A 23483-nucleotide genomic window follows, 5' to 3' on the forward strand; every position below is an offset into this window, starting at 1 on the left:
AATCCCACGCGCTCGTCTCTCCGTTCCCACCGAGATGCGGCCCCGCTTCGAATCGTCGTCCCTCGAAAAACAGCGGTTCGAACCGCGTCCTGCCCGCGCCGTCTCCCGCTACCGCTCGTTCACTTCCAATACCCGGCCCGCCGCGATGGTTTGGCCCATGTCCCGAACCGCGAAACTGCCGAGTTCGGGAATCTCCGAGGACGGTTCGATGGAGAGCGGTTTCTGCGGTCTGACGGTCACGATGGCCGCATCGCCGCTCTGGATGTAGTCGGGGTTTTCCTCCACGACTTCGCCGCTGGATGGGTCTATCTTCTGGTCGATGGACTCGATGGTGCAGGCGTCCTGTGCGGTGTGTGCGTGGAACACCGGCGTGTATCCCGCAGTGATGACCGAGGGGTGTTGCATCACGACGATTTGGGCCGTGAAGGTGTCCGCGACCTTCGGCGGGTCGTCCGCCGGTCCCGCGACGTCCCCTCGTCGGATATCGTTTTTACCGACCCCGCGGACGTTGAACCCCACGTTGTCGCCCGGTCCCGCTTCCGGGACCTCCTCGTGGTGCATCTCGATGGTCTTCACCTCGCCGGTCACGTCGCTCGGTTGGAAGGAAACCGACTCACCGATGTTCAACATCCCCGTCTCGACGCGTCCGACCGGGACGGTTCCGATGCCCGAAATCGTGTACACGTCCTGAATCGGCAGGCGAAGCGGCGCGTCGGTCGGCGGTTCCGGCATCGGCAGGTCGTTCAGCGCTTCGAGGACAGTCTTTCCGTCGTACCACGACATCTCGTCGCTGTGGTCGACGACGTTGTCCCCCGCGAGCGCCGACATCGGGATGAACGAGGCGTCCTCCGTATCGAATCGGACTTGATTCAGGAGTTTCGTCACCTCGTCTACGACCTCGCGGTAGCGGTCCTCGTCGTAATTGACCGAGTCCATCTTGTTGACCGCGACGATGAGTTCGTTGATGCCCAAGGTGCGCGCGAGGAAGACGTGTTCCTGGGTCTGCGGCGCGACACCGTCGTCTGCGGCAACGACGAGAACCGCGTTGTCGGCTTGGCTCGCGCCCGTGATCATGTTTTTCACGAAGTCGCGGTGTCCCGGCGTATCGACGATGGTGAAGTAGTACTCGTCGGTGTCGAACTCCTGATGGGCGATGTCGATGGTGACGCCGCGTTCCCGCTCCTCCGCGAGGTTGTCCATCACGTAGGCGAACTCGAACCCGCCTTTCCCCTTCTCCTCGGCTTCTCGTTTGTGCTGTTCGATGACGTGTTCCGGAACGCTCCCCGTCTCGAAGAGGAGCCTCCCGACTAAGGTCGATTTTCCGTGGTCTACGTGGCCGATGATGGCCAAGTTCTGGTGTGGTTTGTCTGGCATACCCCATTCCCCCGTACCGAGTACGTATCGAGACGAATGAGGAAAACAGTTGTGCCGTTTTCTACTCCCTGCTTCGCTCGATTTCCGCGATTTCGCGCCGTAACTGGCGACGAACTTCCGCCGCGGAAAGGCCCTCTTTCCGTGCTCGCGTCGTCAGTCGATGGAGGGCCGCGCCGAACTCCCCTTCGTCTTCCACGCCACCGTTCGCCACCGCCTCGGTGATTTCCATCCTGTTATCCGTTTCCTCCGCCGTCGACTCGCGCTCGGGGTCGCTCTCGGAGGCGTCTCCGGTCCTCCCGGCGAGGACGGCGTTGACCGCCGCGCCGAACAGGACGACGAAACTGCCGACGTACAGCCAGACGATGACGAGGAGCAGGTTCCCGATGGTCCCGTAGAGGCTCGTGTTGTACGCCGAGATTTGAGCGTACATGTGAAACACGGAGTGCAGGGCCTGCCAACCGATGGCCGCGATGGCGACGCCGGGGAGGACTTCGCCGAACCCGACGTCGATGTTCGGGAACACGTAGTACATGGGGAGGAACGCGATTCCGAGGACGAGTACCGACAACCCTTCGACCAGATAGTCGTCGAAGGGCAACCCCTGTGGCGTCGAAACCGTCGCGCTGGTCACGCCGATGGTGACGACGACGAGGACGAGCGCGACGAGGACGACGACCCCGTCTTTGACCTCTTCCTCGAACGACGTCTTGCGCTCCACGTCGTAGATGTCTGCGAACGCGGCGTCGAGCGCCCGAAAGATTCGAAACGTTCCCCAGAGAAGCACGGCGACGACGACGAACGAGTCGCCCGGCGACGGCGCGCCCGAAATCGCGTTTTGCAGGAAGATGTTGGCGCTCGCCGGGAGATACGATCCGATATCCCGAACCAACTGCCTCGCGAGGGTGTCGCTCCCCACCGTGGACACGATGACCGTCAACAGCAGGAGGACGGGAAGCAGGGAGACGAAGGAGTGATAGGCGATGCTTCCCGCCATGAACTTGATGTTCTCCTCGCGTACTTCCCGCACGATGTCCCGCCCTAACGAGACGACGCGCCGGAGTCGAGGGTTCATACCCGGTGTATGGTGAGCGAGGTTAAAAGTTCCAACCGTGTTCCGCGTCGTTCTCCGCTTCCCCCTCCCACCGTTTTAAGCCGACGACGGCCGACGTTCGCGTATGAAAGCCGCTGTGTTGCGCGAGTACGGCGAACCGCTCTCCATCGAGGAGGTGCCGGAACCGACGCCCGACCCACACGGCGTCGTCATCGAAACCGAGGCCTGTGGTATCTGTCGAAGCGACTGGCACGCGTGGCAGGGTCACGGCGAGTGGGCCGACGACCGAGTGCCAATCGGGCAAATCCTCGGCCACGAACCCGCCGGACGGGCCGTCGCGGTCGGTGAACAGGTACGGGACATCGAAGCGGGCGACCGAATCGCGGTCCCGTTCAACCTCGGTCGGGGCCACTGTGGATACTGCCAAAACGGCCACGGGAACGTCTGTGAACACGGCATCGCCCTCGGTTTCGAGGAGGCTGCGCCGGGCGCGTTCGCGGAACGGGTCCACGTTCCGTACGCCGACTACAACGCGGTGGCACTTCCCGAATCCGTCTCTCCCGTCGAGATGGCCGGGTTGGGCTGTCGGTTCGTTACGGCGTACCACGCACTCGCCCACCGCGCGGACCTGACGCCGGGCGACTGGGTCGCGGTCCACGGTTGTGGCGGCGTCGGACTCTCGGCGGTTCACGTCGCCGACGCCCTCGGCGCGAACGTCATCGCCGTCGATTTGGACGACGACAAACTCGCCGCGGCGCGGGACCTCGGCGCTGACGAGACGCTTCTCGTCGATTCGGACACCGACGTTCCGACCGTGATTGACGCCCGCGTCGGCGGAGCGAACGTCTCCGTCGACGCGCTCGGAATCGCCGAGACCTGTCGCAACTCCATCGACTGTCTCCGCCCGCGCGGCCAGCACGTCCAACTCGGATTGACGACGGACGAGGAGCGGGGCGAGGTCACTCTCCCGACGGACGCGATGACGATGCGCGAAATCACGTTCCTCGGGTCGCGCGGGATGCCGCCCTCCAGATACGACGAACTGCTCCGGATGCTCGACCGAGGGACGCTCTCGCCCGGCAAACTCGTGACGAACACCGTCCCGCTGGCCGAGGTTCCCGACCGCCTCGCCGCGATGAACGACTTCGAAACGTCCGGCATCGAAGTCGTGGACTTCTCGGCGTCTCCGTAGTTAGTGTTCCTCTCAAAAACAACTATTTACTCGGACACTAATCCGTCGGTATGTCTCCGGACGGTTCCACTGGCGGGCTTTCGATTCCGCGCGCAATCGGTATCGGCCTCCTGTTGCTGGCGACGCCGTTCATCGCGTTCGTCCTCATCGACGCGGCGTTGACGGCGGATGCCGGGCCGGGCGGTTGGTTGCTGTTGGTCGTCGCGCCGCTGTCGCTTCTCGGCTCGGGCATCTGGACGGTAGCCGGCGACAACGACGATGTGGAGCGTCCAGTCACTCGGTTCGCGGAGAAATAGCGGTCGTTCGGACTGTCGCTCGATTCAGACGGGTACTTCGTTCAGACAGTTCACTTGCTCCCAGTCGCCCGTGTCGTCCAACCGATAGAGCCGCTGTCGAGCGTCGGGGATGTACACTTCCTCCGTGACGGCACCGATGTCCGTTAGGTTCTCCAGTGCGCTCCTGACAGTTCGCGCCGAAAGCCGTGACCGCTCCACGATTTCCTTCTGCGTGTGGGCACCGCTGTACTCCAGCACTTTGAACACGAGCTTCGCGCTTGGCGGTAGCTCACACAGGCAAGTCAGGGTTTGCTTCTCCATACACGGTCCAAGGGAATCCACCCACTAAACCGCTCGCTAACTGTGCGGTAACCCGGTATCATGCATGTCACCCGACGGTACGGACTGACACACCTGTCACCGGAAAAACGTAGGTTCTTTCATGGATGGCTGTGGATATACGAGTATGCAGCCTGAACTCGCAAGCAAAACGCGGTCCGGTGAGATGGACCGACTGTTCTGCCAGGAATGTGGGGAGCGCTTCGATGCCAACGCCGCGACGGATGACGGATGGCACTATCGGTGTCCGAACGAGGACTGTGACGGTGCGGGAATCCACGAGGACCTGTATCCGATTCAGGACGTTCTCCCGTCGCGCCGGTAACCGACTTCGACCGACCGCTTTCTTTCTTCCTACGTCCGATGGAAACGCTTTACATCCCCCGCCGCACGACAACGAATATCGAATGCGGTTCGACAGCTTTCTGATTCAGGCGCTCGCGACGCTCATGCTGTTAGTCGGCCTCGGTCTTTCCGGCTACGCGCTCATCCAGCCACCGCAAAGCACGACGACGTACACGCTCTCGCTAGAGAAGGCGGAGAAAAACGACCCCGGCGTCCGCTCCTCGTCGGTGGAATACGGAAGACTATCGAGCGACGCACGGGTCGCCTTCGGTCGCGCGAAAATTCACGGGTCGTATCAGCTGTCGGACGACCCGCCGGAGGCGCTCGAAGACCATTCGTTCGTCATCGACGGCGAGCAGGTGTACGCCCTTTCCATCTCCGAACGCGAACACATCACGGAACGGATGGCGACCCTGTTCGGCGGCACGATGGCCGCCGTCATCGGGGCGTTCATCTTCATCTCGTGGCTCGACGTGCTCTCCGGGTTCCGCCCGAACAAGAACTAAATCGGTCCTCACGCGGTGCGGTTCATTTCGTCGATGTCCTCCCACAGGGCGTCGGCGAACTCGCGCCTGAGACGGAGGGCTTCCTCGTGTGGCAGGGTCCATCCCGCCTCTATCTGCTCCGAAACCGGGTGGTACCGCGTCACGTCGAATCCCATCGTCGTCAGATACTCCTGCACGCGAAGCGACCCGATACCCTCGCTGATGGCCGCGGTGCTGAGACCGCGCAGTTCCGGGAACGGCGGGACGCCTATCTCCGTCGAACGAATCCCGGTTTCCCCCACGACGACGTCCTTGTACGCCGTCTGCTCCATGAGTTCCGTCACTTCCCCCACGAGCCGGACGATTTCGGTCGGCAGCGCGGTGTCCGGCGCGCGCCATTCGACCGTCGGCGAACGGTGGCGGAGTCGCACCGGCGTCAACACCGCGTCCTCCCGCTGGAAGTGGTCGGTGAACGTCCCGATGTCGATACCGCGCTCCCGTGCGATGATCTGCAGGATGGTGTACTGCTCGTCGATTCGCGCCTCCCACTGGTCCTCGCTTTCGACGTAATCCCACAGGTCGCGGTAGCGGGCGAACGTCGAGTGCGATTCGTACCGATACACCGCCGCACGCGACGAACAGGCCAGCTTGCTTCCGTTGTAGTACGGCGAGGAGCAGACCAACGCGAGCGCGGGGTCGAGCGCCGTCAACAGGTTCAACTGTCGTACGACGTCCGTCTTGTCGAAGTGAACGTGCGTCCCCGCGCAGTTCATCGCGTACTCCATGTCGTCGCCGTACATCCGTTCCAACAGCCGTCCGCGCTCGCTCGTGATGTCGAGCGATTCGCGGGCCAGCGGCGTCCCGAGCGGAACGAGTGCCAACCCTTGTTCGTCCGCTTCGTCACGGACGGCTTCGAGAACCGATCCGAATTCGCGCCGTAGCTCCGCCATACTCGATACGGGCGGCGTTTGCACCTCTATCAGTGGCGCGACGAACTCGGGGACGACGTAGTCGCTTACGGTGGCGAGGTCGTCCGTTTCGGTCGCTAACTCTCCCGATTCGTCGATAACCCAATATTCGGCTTCCAATCCTATTTTCATCCATCTCCCCCCGGTCGATGACGAAACGCCGTCGCAACAGAACCCCGCATTGCGAACGTCATCGAACGATAGTTATAGTACGTCGTTTACATTCTAATAAGTTACGAGAATTATTTCATGTCAGAGTCCCCAGAACGCCACGATTCCTGCCACAGTCACAACCGACAGGAGTAACTGGAGCGGCGCGCCGATACGGAAGTAATCCGTGAACTTGTATCCCCCCGGTCCGTAAACGAACAGATTAGTCTGGTAGCCGACCGGTCCGAGGAACGACGTCGAAGCGGCGAACGTCACTGCGAGAACGAACGCGAACGCGTTCGCGCCGATTCGGGCCGAGGCTTCGACGGCGACGGGAATCATCAGCACGACGCTCGCGTTGTTGCTGATGACCTCCGTGATGAGTCCCGTGGCGATGTAGAATATCCAGAGGACCGCCACGACCGGGAGGTAGTTCGCGCTGGCCGCGACGAGGCCGCCGAGGAGTTCCGCGCCGCCGGAGTTTTCGAGGGCGACGCCGAGCGGGATGACGCCCGCTAACAGGAAGATGACGTTCCACTCGACCGAATCGTACAACTTGCCGGGTTTCAGGACACCGGTCGCGACCATGGCGACTACGCCGCCGAGCGCCGTGACGAGAATCGGGAAAATCCCGAGCGCGGCGAGCGAGACGACGCCGACGATGACGGCGAGCGCCGCCGGAATCTTCTCCGTACGGTAGTCCGGGTCGCTGACTTGGTGGGCCACGATGAAGTCCCGGTTCGCCGCGAGTCGGTCGATGCTGTCCGCCGACGCTTGGACGAGGAGGGTGTCGCCGACCCGAATCGTCACCTGTTCGGGTCGCTCGTGGATGACTTCCCCGCGACTGCGGAACGCGAGCACCGCCGCGTTGTAGCGCTCGCGGAACGTCGAACTCGACAGCGTCTCGCCCACGAGCGCGGACCCGGAGGGAATGACGACTTCGACCAACGTCTGTTCCTCCCCGGGGTCGATTTCCGCTTCTGTCGGCGTCCCGACGAGCGTCAGGTGTTCCGTCGTCGTGAGCGTTTTGAGGGTCGGCTTGTCGATTCGAAGCGTGAGCACGTCATCGGCCCGAATCGTCTTCTGGCCGATGGGTTCGATGAACGTCTCGTCGCCCCGGACCAACTGGATGATTTCGGCGTCGAACACCGCCTCGTCGATGGCGGCTTCGACCGTTTGTCCCACGAACGGCGACCCCTCGGCCACTTGCACTTCCGTGAGGTAGTCCTCCATGTCGTACTCCTCGATGTAATCCTCTTCCGGTGGGACGCGTTCGGGGAGGAGTCGGTGGCCGACGAACAGCAGGTAGAGGCCGCCGACCACGAGAACGATGAGGCCGAGTCCCGTGAACTCGAACATCGAGAAGGCGTGGAGTTGCGGGTTGCCGGTCCGCTCGGCGAGTCGCCCCGCGACGTTGCTGGCGAGGATGTTGGTCGAGGTGCCGATGAGCGTGAGCATTCCGCCGAGCATCGAGGCGTACGAGAGCGGGATGAGGAGCTTCGACGGCGAGGTTTTTCCCTCGTGTGCGAGGTCCGTGATGACCGGGACGAGAATCGCCACGACGGGCGTGTTGTTCACGAACCCGGACGCGGGTCCGGCGACGCCGATGGTGGCGAACAGCTGTTTTCTGAGGTCCGTTCCGGCGAACTCGGCGAGGCGACTGCCGAGCAACTGGACGACCCCGGTCTGGCTGACGCCCGCGCTGAGGATGAGCATCGCCAGCACGGTAATGGTAGCTTCGTTGGCGAACCCGGCGATTCCCTCGGTCGTGCTGATTCCGGTCCACGGTTCGAGTACCATCAGCGTGACCATGACTAAAATCGCGGTCACGTCCACGGGAAGCAACTCAGTCGCGAAGAACACCAGCGCGAGGACGACGATGGCGAACACCACCAGCATGTCCGTCGTCACACCCGCCAACCCGGTCTGCATCATGTCCCAGTGTACGGATTTTGCCCTAAAAAAGGTTGCCGATAACTTATGAGAAACCATCGAAAAACGTCCAAAAAGCCTTTTAGTCGTATCCATGTGAATTATTACATGGCTCTTTCCCTTCTCTCAACGGTCGGTCTCGCCACCGCCACCTTCGTACGACAAAGGGGTCACGAAGCGCGTCGTCTCGGCGTGGTTCGCCACACCCTCGTTCGCCGGTGTCACCGCGTTCGTCGTCTTCTCGGTCGTCTCCGGGAATTTCTGAGGTAACTTCACGCACGAGTATCGCGTTTCGGTTCCGGTTCCCGCCTCGTTCTTTTCAATCGGCGACGTGACCGCCGTCGTTCGCCGGATAACAGTCGAAGTCGGCGGTTTCGCAGTCGCCGCTCTCGGACTCGATTTGAATGGTGGCGTGGCCGATGTCGTGTCGTTCGCTGAGCGCGTGACGTGCGGCATCGAGAACCGCGTCGCGGTCCGCGTCGTCCGCGACGACGACGTGGGCGCTACAGGCCAAACTGCGGTTGGTGAGCGCCCAGACGTGTACGTCGTGGACGCCGACCGTCCCGTCGAGGTCGGTAAGCGTCCCGGTGATGTCGTCCACGTCGATGCGGGAGGGGGTCCCTTGCAGGAGGATGTTGACGCTCTCGATGAGGAGGTCCTTCGCGGAGTACAGGACGAGCGCGGCGATGACGAGGCTGAAAATCGGGTCGAGGACGTAAAGGTCGGAGACGTACAATCCGACACCCAACGCGATGGCGGCGAGGCTTCCGGCGGCGTCGGTCAGCAGGTGGAGGTAAACGCCCTCGACGTTGAGGCTGTCCCGGCCACCGTGGAGGACGTAGGCCCCGGCGAGGTTCGCGCCGAGGCCCACGATACCCACGACGATGGTCGGGAGCGCCTTCACGTCCTGTGGGTTCTGGAACCGCATCACCGCCTCGTAGGCGACGTAGACGACGATTAGCACGAGGAAGACGCCGTTCGCCAGCGCAGCGAGAATCTCGGCGCGCTGGTAGCCGTAGGTGCGCTTCGAGTCCGCGTCGAGCGTCGCAATCCACGCGGCGAAGAGCGCGAGGAGGATGCTCGCCGAGTCCGTGAGCATGTGTGCGGCGTCGGCGAAGAGCGTGAGCGAGTTGGCGTACAACGCCCCCGCGATTTCCACGACGAAGAACGCGGTGTTGATGACGAGCGCGATTTTCAACGCCCGTCGGTTCCCGGACCCGCCGTGGTCGTGTCCGTGACCGTGGCTGTGGCCGTGGTCGTGATTATGACCATCGTGGTCATGGTCGTGTCCATGACCGTGCGAGTGGTCGCTCATGTGAGAACGGAGCGCCTTCTCGGGTATTAATTCCCCTGTCAGTCATCCGGGGTAGAATAGTATTCTCTAGTAATATCTCGGATGCACGTTAATAATGGGTCGCGACCATCGGTCACTCCACGAGTCGTTCTACCAATTCGATTTCGTCGGCGGAGAGCCCGTATGCCTGATAGACGTGTTGGTCGATTTCGGCGTCCATTCGCGCGATTTTCGCATCTAATTGCGCCGCCGACCGGCACGCCTCCACGAACGCCGCCGCGGGTTCGAACGACGGCAGACGAACGGATTCGAGTCGGTCGAGCGGCGAGATGGTTTTCCTCGCTTCCTCGGTAAAGCCGTCGCTCGCCACCAGACGCGGCACGTACCACCTGAGTACGTCGTCCCACGTGGCCAACTCGTCACCCTTGACCACGAGCGCTCGAATCGGTCCCGTCGCCGTGAACCCCCACGAATCGGTCGCACACTCTTCCGCGGGCCGGTAGCGCGCCGTCGCCCAAAAGACGAGCTCTCCCGCTCGACTTTCGACGCTCACGTCGCCGAGACGAAGCGCGTCTCTGGTTGCCGCCGTCTCGGTCAACAACGAATCGGTATCGACCCGCCGGGAGATGTCCCCGAGTCGCGGGCCGTCGTCTCCCTTCGGTAACTCGATTTCGAGGTCGGCACGCGCCGAGCGCAATCGTTCGGACCGCTTCGTCAGCGCGACCAGTTCGTCGTGGTCGTCCTCATCGGGAACCGGTAACTGGCTGGCGAACATCGGTTTGAGCCGGAGATAGCCGCCGCTGACGTGCGTACCGCCGTACACTTGCTGAAACCAGCACGCCGACGCGGTGGCGTTGATGACGCCGAGGAGATAGCGAAGCGGCAAGTCGGAGCGCGGGCGGGACTGGACGCTGTAGAGCGTGTTGAGCGCGTACATTCCGTCGTCGTCGTACGCCGCGACGGGGCGTTCGCTGATGTCCCGAAGGAGTAGCTTCTCGTCGTCGAACACCGTTCGGTCGCGCAGCGCGCCGTACTCGCCGTCGCCGATGAGCGACGGGTCGAACCGAATCCAGTCGCCGCTCCATTCGATTCGGTAGCGCGAGACGTCAGCGCCGCCGACGACCCGCTCGCAGTCCGGGCCGGATTCGTTCACGACGAGCTTCTCGCGAACGTTGCCCGTGTGGATTCCCTCCGTCATGCTGACGTGTGTCCCGAGTTCGTCGAATTCCCGTACGAGTCGCTCGGCCAGGGACGCGAACGCCGGGTCGATACCGACGGGAATCACCCGGTCCCCCACCGCGTTCACGAACGAGCGCGAGAGCACTGTTTCCGCTGTTTCCACCGTTTCGTCCTTCGATTTCGACTGCCGAATCGGTATCTCCGTGGTCGGCCCGCCACCGGAGTCGAAGGTCAGGACCAACGGATAGACGCTTGCGTCGGCGAACACAGAGGCGGTGGATACGTCGAGCAGTTCTACCACCCGATGCCGGTCGAGGAGGTGGTCACGGAGGGTGCGGCCGTACCGCGCCGTCGTCCACTTGTTCGGGACGATACAGGACACCCGACCGCCGAAGGACGCCATGCGCTCGACGAACGGAACGTAGAGGTCGAACGCGCCGCGTACGGTCTCGAACCGTTCTCGAAGGTCGGCTTTTCGCTCCGCCGAAAGGTGTCGGCTTCGGACGTAAGGGGGGTTACCGACTACCGCGTCGAATCGCTCCCCGTCGAACCCCATCCCATCCATCCATTCGGGGTCTGGCGCGAGCGCGTCGCCGACGACGAGGGAATCGTCGGGCCAGACACCGGTTTCGAACCAGACGGCCGACCGCGCGAGTTCGATCGCTAACGGGTCCACGTCCACGCCGAACACGAGGTTCTCCGCGGCGTATCGCCGGGCCTCGTCGACCGGTCCGTCACGCGATTCGGCCACTCGGTCGATGGCGCAGGTCAGGAAGTTTCCGCTCCCCATCGCCGGGTCGAGAACGCGGGTTTCGCCGTCGGATTCGTTTCCATCGAGCGCCCGGGAGACGGCGTACTCGACCACCTCGGTCGGCGTGTAGTACGCGCCGACCGACGCCCGCCGCGTCGCCTCGTCCGTGAGGTGAACTCCGTCGTCCCCCACCTCGGGTTCGTAATCGAGCGACCGTTCGTACACGCCGCCCACCTGTTGGAACGAGAGCGCGTCGTATTCGAACGTTCCGAGGCGTTCGTCAACCCGTTCGTTCGTGTCCGTCGAGGGCGAGTCCCGCTGCGTCCGTTCGTCCCGCAGTTCGGGACCGGTCGCGAACGGCGGTCGGTCGTGGCCGCGTGCCGCGGCGAACTCGGCGACGAGACGTTCGAAGGTAGAGAGGAGGGCCGCATCGAATGCAGATTCCAGCTCGTCGGCCGTCGGGTCGGTCGTTTCGAGGCGTTCGCCGATGAGAAGTTCGAGGGTCTGCCGGACGGTTTCGTCCAACGATTCCGTAGAGTCTGCGGTCGCTCCACGGTCTCCGTTCATTGCTTTCAAAACTTCCGCCAGCGGGATAAGTTTACTCCGCGTAGAGCGAGTAGGCGATGGCGGCGAATCCGAGAGCGGTTAGCGTACTCTCGATGACGAGGACGAAATCCCGGTTCACGTTGAACGCTTGGTCCGCTAATCCGGCCAGAAGGGCTCCGAGGGTAACGACGCCGAAACCGATGGCGAGCGACCTGAGTGCCGGGGAACCGGTTCGCCGGTACGCTTTGACGGCGAAGTACGTTATCAGTCCGCCGAGGACGAGCGTGAGGGTTTTGAGCGCGATGACGATGACGGTGACGTTCATGTCTCCTTTCTAACCTCCGTCCACAGCCGTTCGAGGCGTTCGTCGGTCGTCTCCGGTGGTCGGTCTATCGTCACCTCGAACTCGCTATCGTCGGTCAGCGAGATGTTGACCGACTCCACCGTGATTCGGTACCGGGATGTGTGATGGCCGTCCTCACGAATCTCGGTTCGTTCGTCGACGAGCGAGGCTTCGCTTAGCATGTCGAGCTTTCGGTAGAGCGTCGAGAGCGGGATGTCCGTCGCGTCGGCGATTTCCCGCGCTGTCATCGGGGCGCGTAATTCCATGATTATTCGTCGGCATGCGGGGTCGTCCAGGGCGTCGAGGATGTCCTGTAATTCGGGCGCATCGTCTGCCAAATCCCGCACCATTCGACCCCACCTTTCGTTGCTCGGCACATAATTGGTTCGACTACTCTGAGCGTTCCCGTCGAGCGAGAATCATCGAAAAACGGAGGACGGTACGGAGCCACACACCACGATTTCCGTTGTTCAGCGCAGGAAGCCGAGGAGGCGGTAGTCGTGGTCCGGGGTGTACCGACGGAAGGCTAAGCTGTTCGTCAGGACGCTCACGCTGGAGAACGCCATCGCCCCCGCGGCGAGCGCCGGTTGTAACAGACCGAGCGACGCCAACGGAATCATGGCGGTGTTGTAGCCGAGCGCCCAGAAGAGGTTCTGTTTGATCTTCGACAGCGTCCCCGCCGAGATACGAATCGCCTTCACCACATCGCGCGGGTCGTCACGCATTAGCGTCACGTCCGCCGCCTCGATGGCGACGTCGGTGCCGCTCCCGATGGCGGTGCCGACTAACGCCGCCGCGAGCGCCGGGGCGTCGTTGATACCGTCGCCGACCATCATCGCGTTCTCGCCGCCCGTCTGTATCTCCTCGACCACGTCGGCTTTCTCGTCGGGGAGGACTTCGGCGCGGACGTTTTCGGGGTCGATGCCGACCCGTTCCGCGACGGCGCGAGCGGTCCGTTCGTTGTCTCCCGTGAGCATGTGTACGTTCAAGCCGCGTTCCCGGAGGTCCGCGACGGCCTCTTTCGCGCTTTCTTTCACTTCGTCGGCGTTGGCGACGACGCCCGCCAGCGAACCACCGACGGCGACCAACATCGCCGTCTTTCCTTCGCGTTCGAGTCGTTCCATCGTCTCCTCGGCGGGGTCGGTGTCGATACCCGCGTCGCGCAGGAGTTTCCGATTGCCGACGAGGACGCTTCCGTGACTCGTTTCCGCCCGAATCCCGTGGCCGGGCACGTTCTCGAAGGAACTCGGCTCCTCGATTTCGACGCCCCGCTCCTCCGCACCCGTCACGATGGCCTTCGCCAGCGGGTGTTCGCTTCCCCGCTCCGCGCTCGCGGCGGCGGAGAGGACGAAGTCCTCCGTAGTCGTTTCGCCACCCTCCTTGACGCCGAGCACGTCCGCTCCGCCGTCCGTCATCGTCCGGTCGGTGTCGTCCGAAACCGCCACCACGTCGGTCAACTGCATCTCGCCTTCGGTCAGGGTTCCGGTCTTGTCGAAGACGACCGTCTCCACGTCCTTCACGCGCTCCAGCACGTCGCCGCCCTTGAACAGGACGCCCGTCCGTGCGCCGATTGCGGTCCCGACCATCGTCGCCGTCGGGGTGGCGAGGCCGAGCGCACACGGACACGCGATGAGCACCGCGCTGGCGAAGACGACCACGGCGAACTCGAACACCGTGACGCCGCCCGCGGCAGCGCCCGCACCCGCTACGCTCGGACCGCCCGCGACCAGTCCCCAGAGCGGGAGGTCGTTAACGACCCCGGCCAGCGTCTCGGGGAAGAGGTACCAGAGAATCCCCCACACCAGCGCGTTCGTGATGACCGCCGGGACGAAGTAGGCGCTGATGCGGTCGGCGAGGGTCTGTATCTCGGGTTGACGGGCCTGTGCTTCCTTTACCATGCCGACTATCTGCTGAAGAGCGGTCTCCTCGCCGACTTTCGTCGCGCGAACCGTCAGCACGCCGTTCTTGTTGATGGTTGCACCGATAACCTCGTCGCCCTCGCTCTTCTCCACGGGGACGGACTCGCCCGTCACCATCGACTCGTCGACCGTACTCACGGCTTCCGCTCGCGGGCGCTGCCCGCTCGCACGGCCCGAGGAGCTTCTCTCCTCGCTGTCGCCGTTCGCTCGAGGTTCCGCTGGAACCTCGCCTTCCCCGTCCACCACGACGCCGTCCGTCGGAATCTTCTCGCCGGGCCGCACGCGAAGCAGGTCGCCCTTTTCCACGTCTTCGAGCGGAATCTCGCGTTCACCGTCGTCCGTAACGACCGTCGCCGTGTCCGCTTCCAGTTCGAGGAGTTCGCGGAGCGCGTCGCTGGCCTGCCCCTTCGACCGGGCTTCGAGCCAGTTGCCGAGCGTGATGAACACGAGGATGAGCACCGCGCTGTCGAAGTAGGTGCCGCCCGGGATGAGCGACAACATGACGGCGACGCTGTAGACGTACGCCGTGGTCGACCCGAGCGCGATGAGTACGTCCATGTTCGCCGTCCGATTCTTGACGAGCGCGTTGTATGCGTTGCCGTAGAACTCCTTGCCCAGCCAAATCTGGACGGGCGTGGCGAGGACGAACTGCACCACCGCCACGTCGACGCCGAACAGCGTTTCGCCCACCATCCCCGGGAAAAACAGGTGTTCGAACATGAAGAGAACGAGGGGTACCGCGAGCACCGCGCCGAACAGAGTCAGTCGGAACTGCTTGCGTATCTCGGCGTCACGGGCCGTTTTGCGGGCGTCCTCCTCTTCTCCGCCTGTTTCCTCCCGAACCGGCTCGTACCCCGCCTCCTCGACGGCGTCGTAGAGGTCGGCGAGGCTCACCTGTCCCGGATTGTACTCGACGCTCGCCTCGTCGGTGGCGTAGTTGACGTCCGCGTTCACCACGCCCGGAACGGATTCGAGGGCTGTCCGGTTCGCGTCCGCGCAGTTCGCACAGGACATGCCCGTGATTCCGATGGTCGTCGTCGCGCGAACCGGGTCGTATCCCGCGTCCTCGATGGCCGCGTAAATGTCCGAAAGCGAGACGACCTCGGGGTCGTACTCGACGGTACCCTCGTCGGTGGCGAAGTTGACGTTCGCCTCCTCGACGCCGTCGAGCGAGTTCAACGCCTCGCCCACCGTACCCGAACAGTTCGCGCAACTCATCCCGCGAATTTCGAGTTGCGTTCGTTCCGTCATGGTATCTCCTTGTCTTTCTATACGGTACCCGTGTTCATTCACCTTGTCCCTTAGAAACCTCGGTTGACTATCGACGAAACCTTTGATACTGTTGCTCCTTTCGCTCTTTACATCTCAGAGAAATCCGGAACCCCCGACATTTCCTTTGTTACTGTCTTGACCTTCATTATCACGCGCATTTTTATATCACGACGAATCCATTTTCGCCCATGCGTCGTGCCCTCCTCGCGGCGGTGTTCGCCGTCGTCCTCGTGACCGCCGGGTGTAACTCCCTCGTCGCTCCCGACCCCTCACCTGCCCCCGAAACGACCACGACCCTCTCGGGTCGACTCGCGCCGGGATTGTCGGCGAACGGATTCACCGACCGCGTAAAACTGACGGAGGCTCACGGGAAGATCCTTCGGGAAAAATCGTACACGTTTCGGTATCGAGTCACCGAAACGGCCAGCAACGGAAGTGTTCTGGGACACGTCCAAATCTCACACGAGGTCGGTTCGAACAGTACCCATTTCACGTACGATATCGTGCAAAACGGATCGTTGAGTCCGCTACAAACGTCGTCGTACGAGCTTTCAGCGTGGGCGAACGGAACGACGACCCTTTTCGCCCGCACGAGGAACGAACACACGAGCTATCAACTGACTCACGACCCGGATTCGTTGGGATATGTTCAACGGACCACGAATAGCGAACGACTGTACAACCGCTTCGTGGCACTGAACGTGACTGACATAGAGCGAATCGACCGACCCGGAACGCCCACGTACCGCGTCGTCATGGACGACGTCAGGCATCCCTCGCTGTTTCCGAACTTCGACACCGTCGAAAACGCTTCCCTCATCGCAACTATCGACACGTGGGGCGTCGTCCATCACTATCGGCTCGTGGCGACGGGGACGAAGGGCGGAGAGACGATTCAGCGAACCGAAACGTTCGAAGTAACGAACGTCGGTGAGACGGCGATACGACGACCGTCGTGGCATTCGGCCGCGATGAACGCCATTTCCCGTCGGAGGAATATCACGAAGGCAGCATACCGCACTCACAAGGCGGCCTGATTCTGCGCGCCGAGTCAGTCGCCACCAACGTCGCTCGGGGCGTGCTGTTCGAGCGCCGCCGTCCGCGCTTTCCGTACCATCCGTCCCCCGAGGAACGCAAGCAGGACGCCGACGACCGCGTCGCCCCACTTCGGAACCGGCCCGGCAGTTGCGACGGCGAACGGGCGCGTCACCTGCCAGAGTCCGAGGAGGCCGAGCAGTCCGCCCGCCGCGATGCTCATCGTCCGTCCACGCCGGACACAGCGGAAGCCGTAGAGTGCGAGCGTCACCACGACGACCCCCATGAGAACGTCGTTCCAGAAGTTCGGCGCGAGCATCGCACCGTAGACGGTGAACGGCGCGACGAGCAACCAGACGCCGAGCGCTATTCCGGCGATAATCGTTCCGTTCCCCCCTGTTTCTATCCGTCCCATCATATCCGTCCACTATCACGATTCGTCGTGGGATAAGTGAGACGGCCACTAAAACAAGCAAACTTTCAAAAACACAAGTATGGGTGATTTATCTATCGTCGTCGTGTATGGTCCCTCGATGAAGGAAACGGAGACTCTCGCCGAATCGCGGACGGTCGTGAGCGAAATCCTGATGCCGAACGATACGAACAACCTCGGCCGCGCGCTCGGCGGGTCGGTGCTGCACTGGATGGACATCTGCGCCGCGATATCCTCCCGTCGGTTCTCGCGGCGGCAGGTCGTCACCGCGTCGATGGACCACGTGGATTTCCTCGGCCCCATCGACCTCGGCGACATCGTGACCGTGGAGGGGTACGTGTTCGAAACCGGTCGAACGAGCATGGACGTCGTCGTCACCGTCCGTGCGGAACGGCCCAGTCGGAACGAAAAGCGGGACACTGCGACGTCGTTTTTCACCATGGTCGCGCTCGACGAGGACGAACGACCCGCGTCGGTTCCGGACCTCGACTGTCCGACGGACGAACAGAAGACGTTGCGCGACGACGCCCTTCGTCGACGGGAAAACCGTAGAACGTCGCTCAGCGCGCAGTGATCACCAGTCGAGGGACCCGCCGCTCTGATACTCGGTGACCTGCGTCTCGAAGAAGTTCTTCTCCTTGTTGAGGTCCGCCTGCTCGGACATCCACGGGAAGGGGTTTTCCGTCCCGTACTGTTCGGGCAGTTCGAGTTGTTGTAGCCTGCGGTCGGCGACGTGTTCGACGTACTCGGCGAACTGCTCGGCGCTCATGCCGAGAATCTCGTCCGGGCAGGCCTCGTACGCGTAGAGTTTCTCTAATTCGACGGCGTCCGTGATGAGGTCGGTCACCTCGTCACCGAAGTCGTCCGTCCACACGCCGGGGTTCTCCCGTCGAATCTCGTTGATGAGGTCCACGCCGAACCCGACGTGGAGCGACTCGTCGCGCAGGATGTACTCGAACTGCTGGCCGATGCCGACCATCTTGTTCTGGCGTTTCAGGCCGAGCATCATGGCGAATCCGGCGTAGAAGAAGACGCCCTCCATGATGACGTAAAAGCCGACGAGGTCCCGGAGGAACTCGCGAACGTCGGCGTCGGTGTCGATGGTGAAATCCGGACGGTCGATGGCGCGCGTCAGGTCCACGACGAACTCGTCCTTCTCCGTGATGGAGGGGACCCGTTCGTACATCCCGTAGAGGTAGTCGGGGTCGAAGCCCAGCGAGTCACAGCAGTAGATGAACGTGTCCGTGTGGATGGCCTCCTCGTAGGCCTGCCGGAGGAGGTACTGACGACACTCCGGTGCGGTCACGTACTCGTAGAGCGCGAGGACGATGTTGTTCGCGGTGAGCGATTCGGCCGTCGAGAAGAACCCGAGGTTCCACTCGATGAGTTGGCGCTCGGCATCGGAGAGGGCGTCGCCGTTCCACTGCGAGATGTCGTCCTGCATGGGAATTTCCTCCGGTACCCAGTTGTTGTTGACGCCCGCTTCGTAGTAGTCGCGGGCCCAGTCGTAGTCGAGCGGCATTATCTTGTTCGGGTCGTGTTCGGCGTCGTTGTTGATGATGGGCATGAGTTCGATAGCGAATTTCGATGGTTCGTGTCACTGACAGGCGTCGCACGTCGGGTCTTCGACGGTACAGAGTTCGTTCTCGTCGCTCGGTCTCCCGCCGTCGGTTTCGGCCGTCTCGCTCCCGAACTCTCCGCGATGCTGACTCTTCCCGTATTCGGCCATGTCGAGCGTCGATTTCTCGATTCCCGACGCGCCGAGCGTTCGGAGGTAGTAGGTCGTCTTCAGGCCCAACTCCCACGCCGTCTTGTACACGTCGTCCAACAGCGTGCCGTCCGTCGACGGGAAGAAGACGTTGTGCGAGACGGACTGGTCTATCCACGTCTGTCGGTGGGCGGTCAGGCGAATCTGGTGGCGCGGGTCAATTTCGAACGCCCCACGGTACAGTTCCTTCAGGTCGTCCGGAACGGCGTCTATCTCCTGAATCGAGCCATCGTGGAATTTGATGCGGTCCACCATCTCCTCGTCCCACAGGCCGATTTCCTTCAAATCCGCCACGAGGTGGTCGTTGACGACGGTGAACTCCCCGGACATGTTCGATTTCACGTAGAGGTTCGAGTACAGCGGTTCGATGGAGGGCGTCGTCCCGTTGATGGTCGAAACGGTCGCCGTCGGCGCGATGGCCATCGTGTTCGAGTTCCGCATCCCGTGTTCTTCGACGTGTTCGCGTACGACGTACCAATCGAGCGTCTCCTCGCGTTCGGTCGGAATCTCGCGGTCGCGCTCCGCTTCGAGCGCGTCCACGGTGTCCTGTGGGAGCAGTCCGCGGTCCCACTTCGAACCCTCGTAGGACGGATACGTCCCGCGCTCCGCGGCGAGTTTCGAGGAGTTGTGGATGGCGTGATACGAGACGAACTCCTGCCAGCGGTTCGCCTTCTCCACCGCCGTCTCGGAGTCCATCGGGATTCCGAGTTCCATCAGCGCGTCGTGGAATCCCATCGTGCCGAGTCCCACCGGACGGTGTTGCATGTTCGAGTGTTCGGCCTCGTCCGTGGGATAGAAACACAGGTCGACGACGTTGTCCAACATTCGCATCGCGGTTTCGATGGTGTCGGCGAGGTGGTCGCGGTCGAGCCTCGCGGTCGAATCCGACCGCTCGGACTTCGCGGAACCACGTCCCGCGCTCTCCGAAACGTGCGTCGCGAAGTTCACGCTGCCGAGGTTACAGACGGCGTGTTCGTCCTCGCTCGTGTTCAGCGTGATTTCGGTACAGAGGTTCGAGGAGTGTACCGTCCCGGCGTGGTCCTGCGGCGAGCGGACGTTACACGGGTCCTTGAACGTCAGCCACGGGTGGCCCGTCTCGAACAGTCGCGTGAGCGTCTTCCGCCACAGTTCCTGTGCGTCGACGCGTTCGTACTGTCGGAACTCGCCCGCTTCCGCCCGCTTTTCGTACTCTCGGTAGGCCACCTCGAAGGCTTCGCCGGACAGGTCGTGGAGGTCGGGTACCTCGTCGGGACTGAACAGCGTCCACTCCTCGCCGTTCTCGACCCGCTTCATGAACAGGTCCGGAATCCACGCCGCCGTGTTCATGTCCGGCGTGCGTCGCCGCTCGTCGCCGGTGTTGCGCTTCAGGTCGATGAACGCCGGGAAGTCGAGGTGCCAGCAGGCGAGGTAGCCACAGGCCGCGCCGCGTCGCTTTCCGGAGCGGTTGATGGCCGCCGTCACGTCGTTGCTGATGCGGAGGAACGGTACCACGCCGGTGGATTCGACGCCGGTGGATTCGATGAGCGCGCCGCTCGCCCGGAGGTTGGTCCAGTCGTTCCCGAGGCCGCCGCTCCACTTCGAGAGGTGGGCGTGGTGGTTGTACGAGTCGAAGATGTGGCCGAGGTCGTCCGAGACCGTCGTCAGATAGCACGAGGAGAGCTGTGGGTGGGTCGAACCGCTGTGGAAAAGCGTCGGCGTCGAAGGTGTGAACTCCAGTTTCGAGAGGACGTCGTAGAACTCCTTCGCCCGCCGCTGGGGGTCGTCCTCTTCGAGCGCGAGGCCCATGGCGACCCGCATCCAGAACGCTTGCGGGAGTTCGAGTCGCTCCCCGTTCTCCTCGGTCTTGAGGAAGTAGCGCTGGGCGAGCGTCTCCATCGCCATGTACTCGAACAGTTCGTCGCGTTCGGGTTCGAGGTACGAGGCGAGAGCTTCGAGGTCGAACCGTTCGAGTAGACGCTCGTCGAGGCGTCCGATTTCGACCGCACGTTCGAGGTTGTTGACAAACGTCGCGCGGTACTCGCGGTCCCGTTCGTAGCCACGTACGTTCTCGCCGATGACTTCGTGGTAGTAACCTTGACGGAAGGCCGCGGCGGCAATTCGTTTGAACGTCGGGTCGCGCTCGACTCGCGCGGAAAGCGCTTGCGTAACGGCCCGATACACTTCGTCGATGGACGCGCCGTCGTAGAGAGTGCGCTCGATTTCGGTGGCGAGGGTTTCACACTCGTCCTCCGGGAGCGCCGTTTCGTAGCCTGTTCGTGCGCGGTCGAGGATGGATCGTACGTCGAGGGTCGTCGGTGATCGTTGGCTCATGGATTATCGGAATCGTCGGTTGGAGCGGGGTCGTCGTCGAGTTCCGCGTCGAGAACGGCGTCGAGCTCGCGGAGGAACTCCTCGGGTTCGGAAAAGGCCTTGTACACCGAAACGAAGCGAATGTACGCCACCTGGTCGAGTTCGCGGAGTCGTTCGGAGACGAGGTCGCCGACCAGACTCGACGAGACGATTCGAGTCTCGCGTTTTCCGAGTTCGGACTCCACCGCCTCGACGAGGGCCGTCACGTCCCCCTCGCTCACGTGGCGTTTTTCCACGGCTCGTTCGATACCCGCGCGGAGTTTCTCGCGGCTGAACGCTTCGATGTTCCCGTCGCGCTTTTTCACCTGGAGGGAGTCCCACTCCGGACGCTCGTACGTGGTAAATCGAAACGAGCAGCGTTGGCACTCACGACGCCGTCGTACCGAGGTTCCGTCGGCACTCGTGGTGTCGATAACTCGCGTCCGCTCGTTCCCGCAGTCCGGGCAGTCCATAGTTGTCACTCCTTGCACCTCCAGTCTTGTAAGCCCACATGTGGGGCTCACCCTGCTCCAACCGCTACATGTGGTGTCCTCCCGCCCACCCATAAACCTTGCCCAATTCAATTGCAGTAAAACAAATGTAGTTGTATTACCTCGCTAAAATCCGCTGAATCGGACGATATGACCGTCGTAGACGGCGCTACACGGTGTCCTATTCAAAATAGTCCGTCGCCGTTCGCCGTTCCGATTCCACCGCTGGCGGCGGTGCCGCGGTCAGTCCATCTCGTGGATGTTCTCGCCACGGTTGAGGCGTTCCGCGATTCGGAACGTCTGTTCGCCCGCTCGGCGCGTCGGCGTGTGAGCCGAGAGGTAGCGTGCGGTCGCAACGAGGTGGATTCGCTCCCTCCCTTCGTCTTCGAGCGCGTCGTACTGCCTGAACGCTACCTCGACGTTCTGTCGGGTGTGGAAGCCGATGTCCTCGCGCAGGAGCGCCTCACCGAGTTTTCGCTTCAGTTGAGCCACATCGCCTCCGGCGGCGAGGTACTCCGCGGTCAACTCCCCGGCGAGGTCCACCTCCTCGTCGGCCTCCACCTCGAACGTCTCCATCAGTTCGCCGAGGACGGCCGCCGGGTCGCGTTCACCCTCCGGGTCGGGAATCGGCGTCGGCGGCGTGTTGAGGAACCGGTCGAGGTAGACGTTCATCGCGGCATCGAAGACGCCGCGGTACACTTCCGGCGCGTCCGTCCGTTGGGAGAGTCCGTCTACCGCATTCGCATAGGTGTAGCTGTGATGAACCGTGTTCCAATCGCGGAACTCGTTGGACGTGCCGAAGTGCGCGACGCGCCGCGCCGCGGCGAACGTCACGACGCGGGCGAGTTCGGTCGCCGTCGCGCCGTTCTCGATGGCGTCGGTCACGGCGTCCATGATTGCGTGCGGGTCCTCCCCGAGGAGGACGTCCACGAAGTCGTCCGGTTCCTCCCACGTCTTTCCCTCACCCGCTTCGACGAGTTCGGGAAGTTCGTCGGCGGCGTCGAAGCACAACGCCGCCACGTCGATAGGTTGTCGCCACGAGGAGTTCTCCTCGGCACGATTGGCCGACGCGAGTCCGGGGACGAGGCTGGGAAGCACGTCGTCAGCGTGTTCCCACCCGATGAGGTCCAGCGTCTCGAACGCCTTGTTGATGAAGTCGAGTCGGTGTCCGGTGTCGAGATACAGGTGGTCCGTCGCGGCGGCGACGAGCATTCCGGCGATTTCGGACTCGTCGAGGTCCGCCGTGATTCCCGCCCGAAGGACGCGCTCCGCGCCGTCCGAGTCCCGGACTTCGATGTTGTCCCGGAACCAGTCGGTGAGCCGTTCGGCCGACACGTCGTCCGTCGAAAGCGCCTCCTGGACGAAGAACGGCGGTTCCCCCGAGCAGTTGTCGGCCACTTCCGTCAGACCGACGTAGAGCGCCCGACGGCGGTCCTCCGGGCGCAGGTCGGGGAGGAGATTCGCCATCACGCCCAGCGTCGTCAACCCTCTGCCCCATCCCATCTGACGGTAGTGGGTCCCGAACTCCGTACCGAGTTCGACGGGGACGGTGGACGGGACGTCCTCCGTCTCCAGTCCGATGACGGATTTCGCGACGACGAGGTTGATGTCCTCCCGAAGGCCGTGTTCGAGGCGATTGCGCCAGTGTTCTTCGAGCGGTTCGTCACGCGGCGGGTTCGGTTGGACGTACACGTCCCCGTCACGCACCTCTACGGGGTAGGTCCGTACGTCGTCGGCGAAGGGGTCGAACGTGTCCCCGCAGGACAGTTCGAACCGCGCGTGATGCCAGTGACAGGTGAGGATTCCCTCGTCTACCGACCCCTTCGTGAGAGGGAAACCCATGTGCGGGCACCTGTTATCTATCGCGTGTACCTCCCCTTCGTGGAAGAAGAGTCCGATGGAGTGGCCGTTCGCGGTGACGATTTGGGGACTGTCCTCCCGCAACTCGTCCGCGTCTGCGACCCGGACGAACGATTGTTCCGTTGCCATGTCTGACCGTTTGCTACATGACAC

Annotated in this window: 22 protein-coding genes; 6 read left to right on the top strand and 16 right to left on the bottom strand. The window is 62.8% G+C overall.

The window, feature by feature from the left end; translation table 11 throughout:
* Positions 1-108: 108 nt before the first annotated feature.
* Both tuf and AC1XDK_RS18700 read right to left on the bottom strand, forming a co-directional pair.
* A complete protein-coding gene (gene tuf / locus AC1XDK_RS18695; RefSeq protein ID WP_483351477.1) occupies positions 109-1374 on the bottom strand; it encodes a translation elongation factor EF-1 subunit alpha in 1266 nt (421 codons plus the stop codon).
* Between the two features lie 61 nt (positions 1375-1435).
* Positions 1436-2446 carry a YihY/virulence factor BrkB family protein gene (locus tag AC1XDK_RS18700; RefSeq protein ID WP_483351478.1) on the bottom strand — a complete coding sequence of 337 codons (1011 nt, stop codon included), beginning with the start codon at positions 2444-2446 and terminating at the stop codon, positions 1436-1438.
* Between the two features lie 103 nt (positions 2447-2549).
* Here AC1XDK_RS18700 and AC1XDK_RS18705 point away from each other — a divergent pair, with 103 nt between their 5' ends.
* Entirely contained in the window at positions 2550-3617 is a 1068-nt protein-coding gene (locus AC1XDK_RS18705; protein WP_483351479.1) for a zinc-dependent alcohol dehydrogenase family protein, read from the top strand.
* 50 nt (positions 3618-3667) lie between these two features.
* On the top strand, positions 3668-3913 hold the full coding sequence (locus AC1XDK_RS18710) for a hypothetical protein (protein WP_483351480.1): 246 nt from the start codon (positions 3668-3670) through the stop codon (positions 3911-3913).
* A gap of 24 nt (positions 3914-3937) precedes the next feature.
* On the opposite strand, the gene AC1XDK_RS18715 is transcribed toward AC1XDK_RS18710, so the two are convergent.
* On the bottom strand, positions 3938-4213 hold the full coding sequence (locus tag AC1XDK_RS18715; protein ID WP_483351481.1) for a MarR family transcriptional regulator: 276 nt from the start codon (positions 4211-4213) through the stop codon (positions 3938-3940).
* Between the two features lie 145 nt (positions 4214-4358).
* Here AC1XDK_RS18715 and AC1XDK_RS18720 point away from each other — a divergent pair, with 145 nt between their 5' ends.
* Both AC1XDK_RS18720 and AC1XDK_RS18725 read left to right on the top strand, forming a co-directional pair.
* Positions 4359-4556 carry a hypothetical protein gene (locus AC1XDK_RS18720; protein WP_483351482.1) on the top strand — a complete coding sequence of 66 codons (198 nt, stop codon included), beginning with the start codon at positions 4359-4361 and terminating at the stop codon, positions 4554-4556.
* An 82-nt stretch (positions 4557-4638) separates the two neighbouring features.
* Entirely contained in the window at positions 4639-5082 is a 444-nt protein-coding gene (locus AC1XDK_RS18725) for a DUF7979 domain-containing protein (RefSeq protein ID WP_483351483.1), read from the top strand.
* A gap of 8 nt (positions 5083-5090) precedes the next feature.
* On the opposite strand, the gene AC1XDK_RS18730 is transcribed toward AC1XDK_RS18725, so the two are convergent.
* The 8 genes from AC1XDK_RS18730 to AC1XDK_RS18765 all read right to left on the bottom strand — a co-directional run bounded on the left by AC1XDK_RS18730 (position 5091) and on the right by AC1XDK_RS18765 (position 15394).
* On the bottom strand, positions 5091-6161 hold the full coding sequence (locus tag AC1XDK_RS18730) for a glutamate-cysteine ligase family protein (protein ID WP_483351484.1): 1071 nt from the start codon (positions 6159-6161) through the stop codon (positions 5091-5093).
* 120 nt (positions 6162-6281) lie between these two features.
* Positions 6282-8114, bottom strand: coding sequence for an SLC13 family permease (locus tag AC1XDK_RS18735; protein ID WP_483351485.1), 1833 nt, complete (start codon positions 8112-8114; stop codon positions 6282-6284).
* 123 nt (positions 8115-8237) lie between these two features.
* The gene (locus tag AC1XDK_RS18740) at positions 8238-8387 is read right to left on the bottom strand and encodes a hypothetical protein (protein WP_483351486.1); all 150 of its coding nucleotides are present in this window, start codon (positions 8385-8387) and stop codon (positions 8238-8240) included.
* 43 nt (positions 8388-8430) lie between these two features.
* On the bottom strand, positions 8431-9426 hold the full coding sequence (locus AC1XDK_RS18745) for a cation diffusion facilitator family transporter (protein WP_483351487.1): 996 nt from the start codon (positions 9424-9426) through the stop codon (positions 8431-8433).
* 112 nt (positions 9427-9538) lie between these two features.
* Positions 9539-11902: an Eco57I restriction-modification methylase domain-containing protein gene (locus AC1XDK_RS18750; protein WP_483351488.1), complete on the bottom strand. Its 2364-nt coding sequence runs from the start codon at positions 11900-11902 to the stop codon at positions 9539-9541.
* 31 nt (positions 11903-11933) lie between these two features.
* The gene (locus tag AC1XDK_RS18755) at positions 11934-12206 is read right to left on the bottom strand and encodes a DUF7521 family protein (RefSeq protein WP_483351489.1); all 273 of its coding nucleotides are present in this window, start codon (positions 12204-12206) and stop codon (positions 11934-11936) included.
* Entirely contained in the window at positions 12203-12574 is a 372-nt protein-coding gene (locus AC1XDK_RS18760; protein WP_483351490.1) for a helix-turn-helix domain-containing protein, read from the bottom strand. The genes AC1XDK_RS18755 and AC1XDK_RS18760 overlap by 4 nt, the downstream gene beginning before the upstream one ends.
* A 120-nt stretch (positions 12575-12694) precedes the next feature.
* The gene (locus tag AC1XDK_RS18765; protein ID WP_483351491.1) at positions 12695-15394 is read right to left on the bottom strand and encodes a heavy metal translocating P-type ATPase; all 2700 of its coding nucleotides are present in this window, start codon (positions 15392-15394) and stop codon (positions 12695-12697) included.
* A gap of 209 nt (positions 15395-15603) precedes the next feature.
* Between AC1XDK_RS18765 and AC1XDK_RS18770 the strand changes: the two genes are divergently transcribed.
* Positions 15604-16452 (top strand): hypothetical protein, encoded by an 849-nt coding sequence (locus AC1XDK_RS18770; protein WP_483351492.1) that lies wholly within the window; start codon positions 15604-15606, stop codon positions 16450-16452.
* A gap of 14 nt (positions 16453-16466) precedes the next feature.
* Here AC1XDK_RS18770 and AC1XDK_RS18775 read toward each other — a convergent pair whose 3' ends face one another.
* Positions 16467-16865, bottom strand: coding sequence for an SPW repeat domain-containing protein (locus tag AC1XDK_RS18775; RefSeq protein ID WP_483351493.1), 399 nt, complete (start codon positions 16863-16865; stop codon positions 16467-16469).
* Positions 16866-16983: 118 nt separating this feature from the next.
* On the opposite strand from AC1XDK_RS18775, the gene AC1XDK_RS18780 reads away from it, so the two are divergent.
* A complete protein-coding gene (locus AC1XDK_RS18780) occupies positions 16984-17457 on the top strand; it encodes an acyl-CoA thioesterase (protein ID WP_483351494.1) in 474 nt (157 codons plus the stop codon).
* Here the strand turns inward: AC1XDK_RS18780 and AC1XDK_RS18785 are convergent, their stop codons facing one another.
* The 4 genes from AC1XDK_RS18785 to AC1XDK_RS18800 form a co-directional block, all read right to left on the bottom strand.
* Positions 17458-18450, bottom strand: a complete 993-nt coding sequence (locus tag AC1XDK_RS18785; RefSeq protein WP_483351495.1) for a ribonucleotide-diphosphate reductase subunit beta — start codon at positions 18448-18450, stop codon at positions 17458-17460.
* A gap of 30 nt (positions 18451-18480) precedes the next feature.
* Entirely contained in the window at positions 18481-20961 is a 2481-nt protein-coding gene (locus AC1XDK_RS18790; RefSeq protein WP_483351496.1) for a ribonucleoside-diphosphate reductase subunit alpha, read from the bottom strand.
* Positions 20958-21452 carry a transcriptional regulator NrdR gene (gene nrdR / locus AC1XDK_RS18795; RefSeq protein ID WP_483351497.1) on the bottom strand — a complete coding sequence of 165 codons (495 nt, stop codon included), beginning with the start codon at positions 21450-21452 and terminating at the stop codon, positions 20958-20960. The genes AC1XDK_RS18790 and nrdR overlap by 4 nt, the downstream gene beginning before the upstream one ends.
* Positions 21453-21713: 261 nt before the next feature.
* On the bottom strand, positions 21714-23459 hold the full coding sequence (locus AC1XDK_RS18800) for a Rieske (2Fe-2S) protein (RefSeq protein ID WP_483351498.1): 1746 nt from the start codon (positions 23457-23459) through the stop codon (positions 21714-21716).
* Between the last annotated feature and the right edge of the window lie 24 nt (positions 23460-23483).

It is taken from the genome of Haladaptatus sp. HS23 (assembly GCF_056892285.1).

Coding starts and splice junctions, on each gene's coding strand:
- AC1XDK_RS18775 (WP_483351493.1), bottom strand. CDS start 16,865: ATGGGACGGATAGAAACAGGGGGGAACGGAACGATTATCGCCGGAATA.
- AC1XDK_RS18715 (WP_483351481.1), bottom strand. CDS start 4,213: ATGGAGAAGCAAACCCTGACTTGCCTGTGTGAGCTACCGCCAAGCGCG.
- AC1XDK_RS18780 (WP_483351494.1), top strand. CDS start 16,984: ATGAAGGAAACGGAGACTCTCGCCGAATCGCGGACGGTCGTGAGCGAA.
- AC1XDK_RS18800 (WP_483351498.1), bottom strand. CDS start 23,459: ATGGCAACGGAACAATCGTTCGTCCGGGTCGCAGACGCGGACGAGTTG.
- AC1XDK_RS18765 (WP_483351491.1), bottom strand. CDS start 15,394: ATGACGGAACGAACGCAACTCGAAATTCGCGGGATGAGTTGCGCGAAC.
- AC1XDK_RS18735 (WP_483351485.1), bottom strand. CDS start 8,114: ATGATGCAGACCGGGTTGGCGGGTGTGACGACGGACATGCTGGTGGTG.
- tuf (WP_483351477.1), bottom strand. CDS start 1,374: ATGCCAGACAAACCACACCAGAACTTGGCCATCATCGGCCACGTAGAC.
- AC1XDK_RS18790 (WP_483351496.1), bottom strand. CDS start 20,961: ATGAGCCAACGATCACCGACGACCCTCGACGTACGATCCATCCTCGAC.
- AC1XDK_RS18785 (WP_483351495.1), bottom strand. CDS start 18,450: ATGCCCATCATCAACAACGACGCCGAACACGACCCGAACAAGATAATG.
- AC1XDK_RS18760 (WP_483351490.1), bottom strand. CDS start 12,574: ATGGTGCGGGATTTGGCAGACGATGCGCCCGAATTACAGGACATCCTC.
- AC1XDK_RS18710 (WP_483351480.1), top strand. CDS start 3,668: ATGTCTCCGGACGGTTCCACTGGCGGGCTTTCGATTCCGCGCGCAATC.
- AC1XDK_RS18720 (WP_483351482.1), top strand. CDS start 4,359: ATGCAGCCTGAACTCGCAAGCAAAACGCGGTCCGGTGAGATGGACCGA.
- nrdR (WP_483351497.1), bottom strand. CDS start 21,452: ATGGACTGCCCGGACTGCGGGAACGAGCGGACGCGAGTTATCGACACC.
- AC1XDK_RS18705 (WP_483351479.1), top strand. CDS start 2,550: ATGAAAGCCGCTGTGTTGCGCGAGTACGGCGAACCGCTCTCCATCGAG.
- AC1XDK_RS18725 (WP_483351483.1), top strand. CDS start 4,639: ATGCGGTTCGACAGCTTTCTGATTCAGGCGCTCGCGACGCTCATGCTG.
- AC1XDK_RS18770 (WP_483351492.1), top strand. CDS start 15,604: ATGCGTCGTGCCCTCCTCGCGGCGGTGTTCGCCGTCGTCCTCGTGACC.
- AC1XDK_RS18755 (WP_483351489.1), bottom strand. CDS start 12,206: ATGAACGTCACCGTCATCGTCATCGCGCTCAAAACCCTCACGCTCGTC.
- AC1XDK_RS18745 (WP_483351487.1), bottom strand. CDS start 9,426: ATGAGCGACCACTCGCACGGTCATGGACACGACCATGACCACGATGGT.
- AC1XDK_RS18730 (WP_483351484.1), bottom strand. CDS start 6,161: ATGAAAATAGGATTGGAAGCCGAATATTGGGTTATCGACGAATCGGGA.
- AC1XDK_RS18700 (WP_483351478.1), bottom strand. CDS start 2,446: ATGAACCCTCGACTCCGGCGCGTCGTCTCGTTAGGGCGGGACATCGTG.
- AC1XDK_RS18750 (WP_483351488.1), bottom strand. CDS start 11,902: ATGAACGGAGACCGTGGAGCGACCGCAGACTCTACGGAATCGTTGGAC.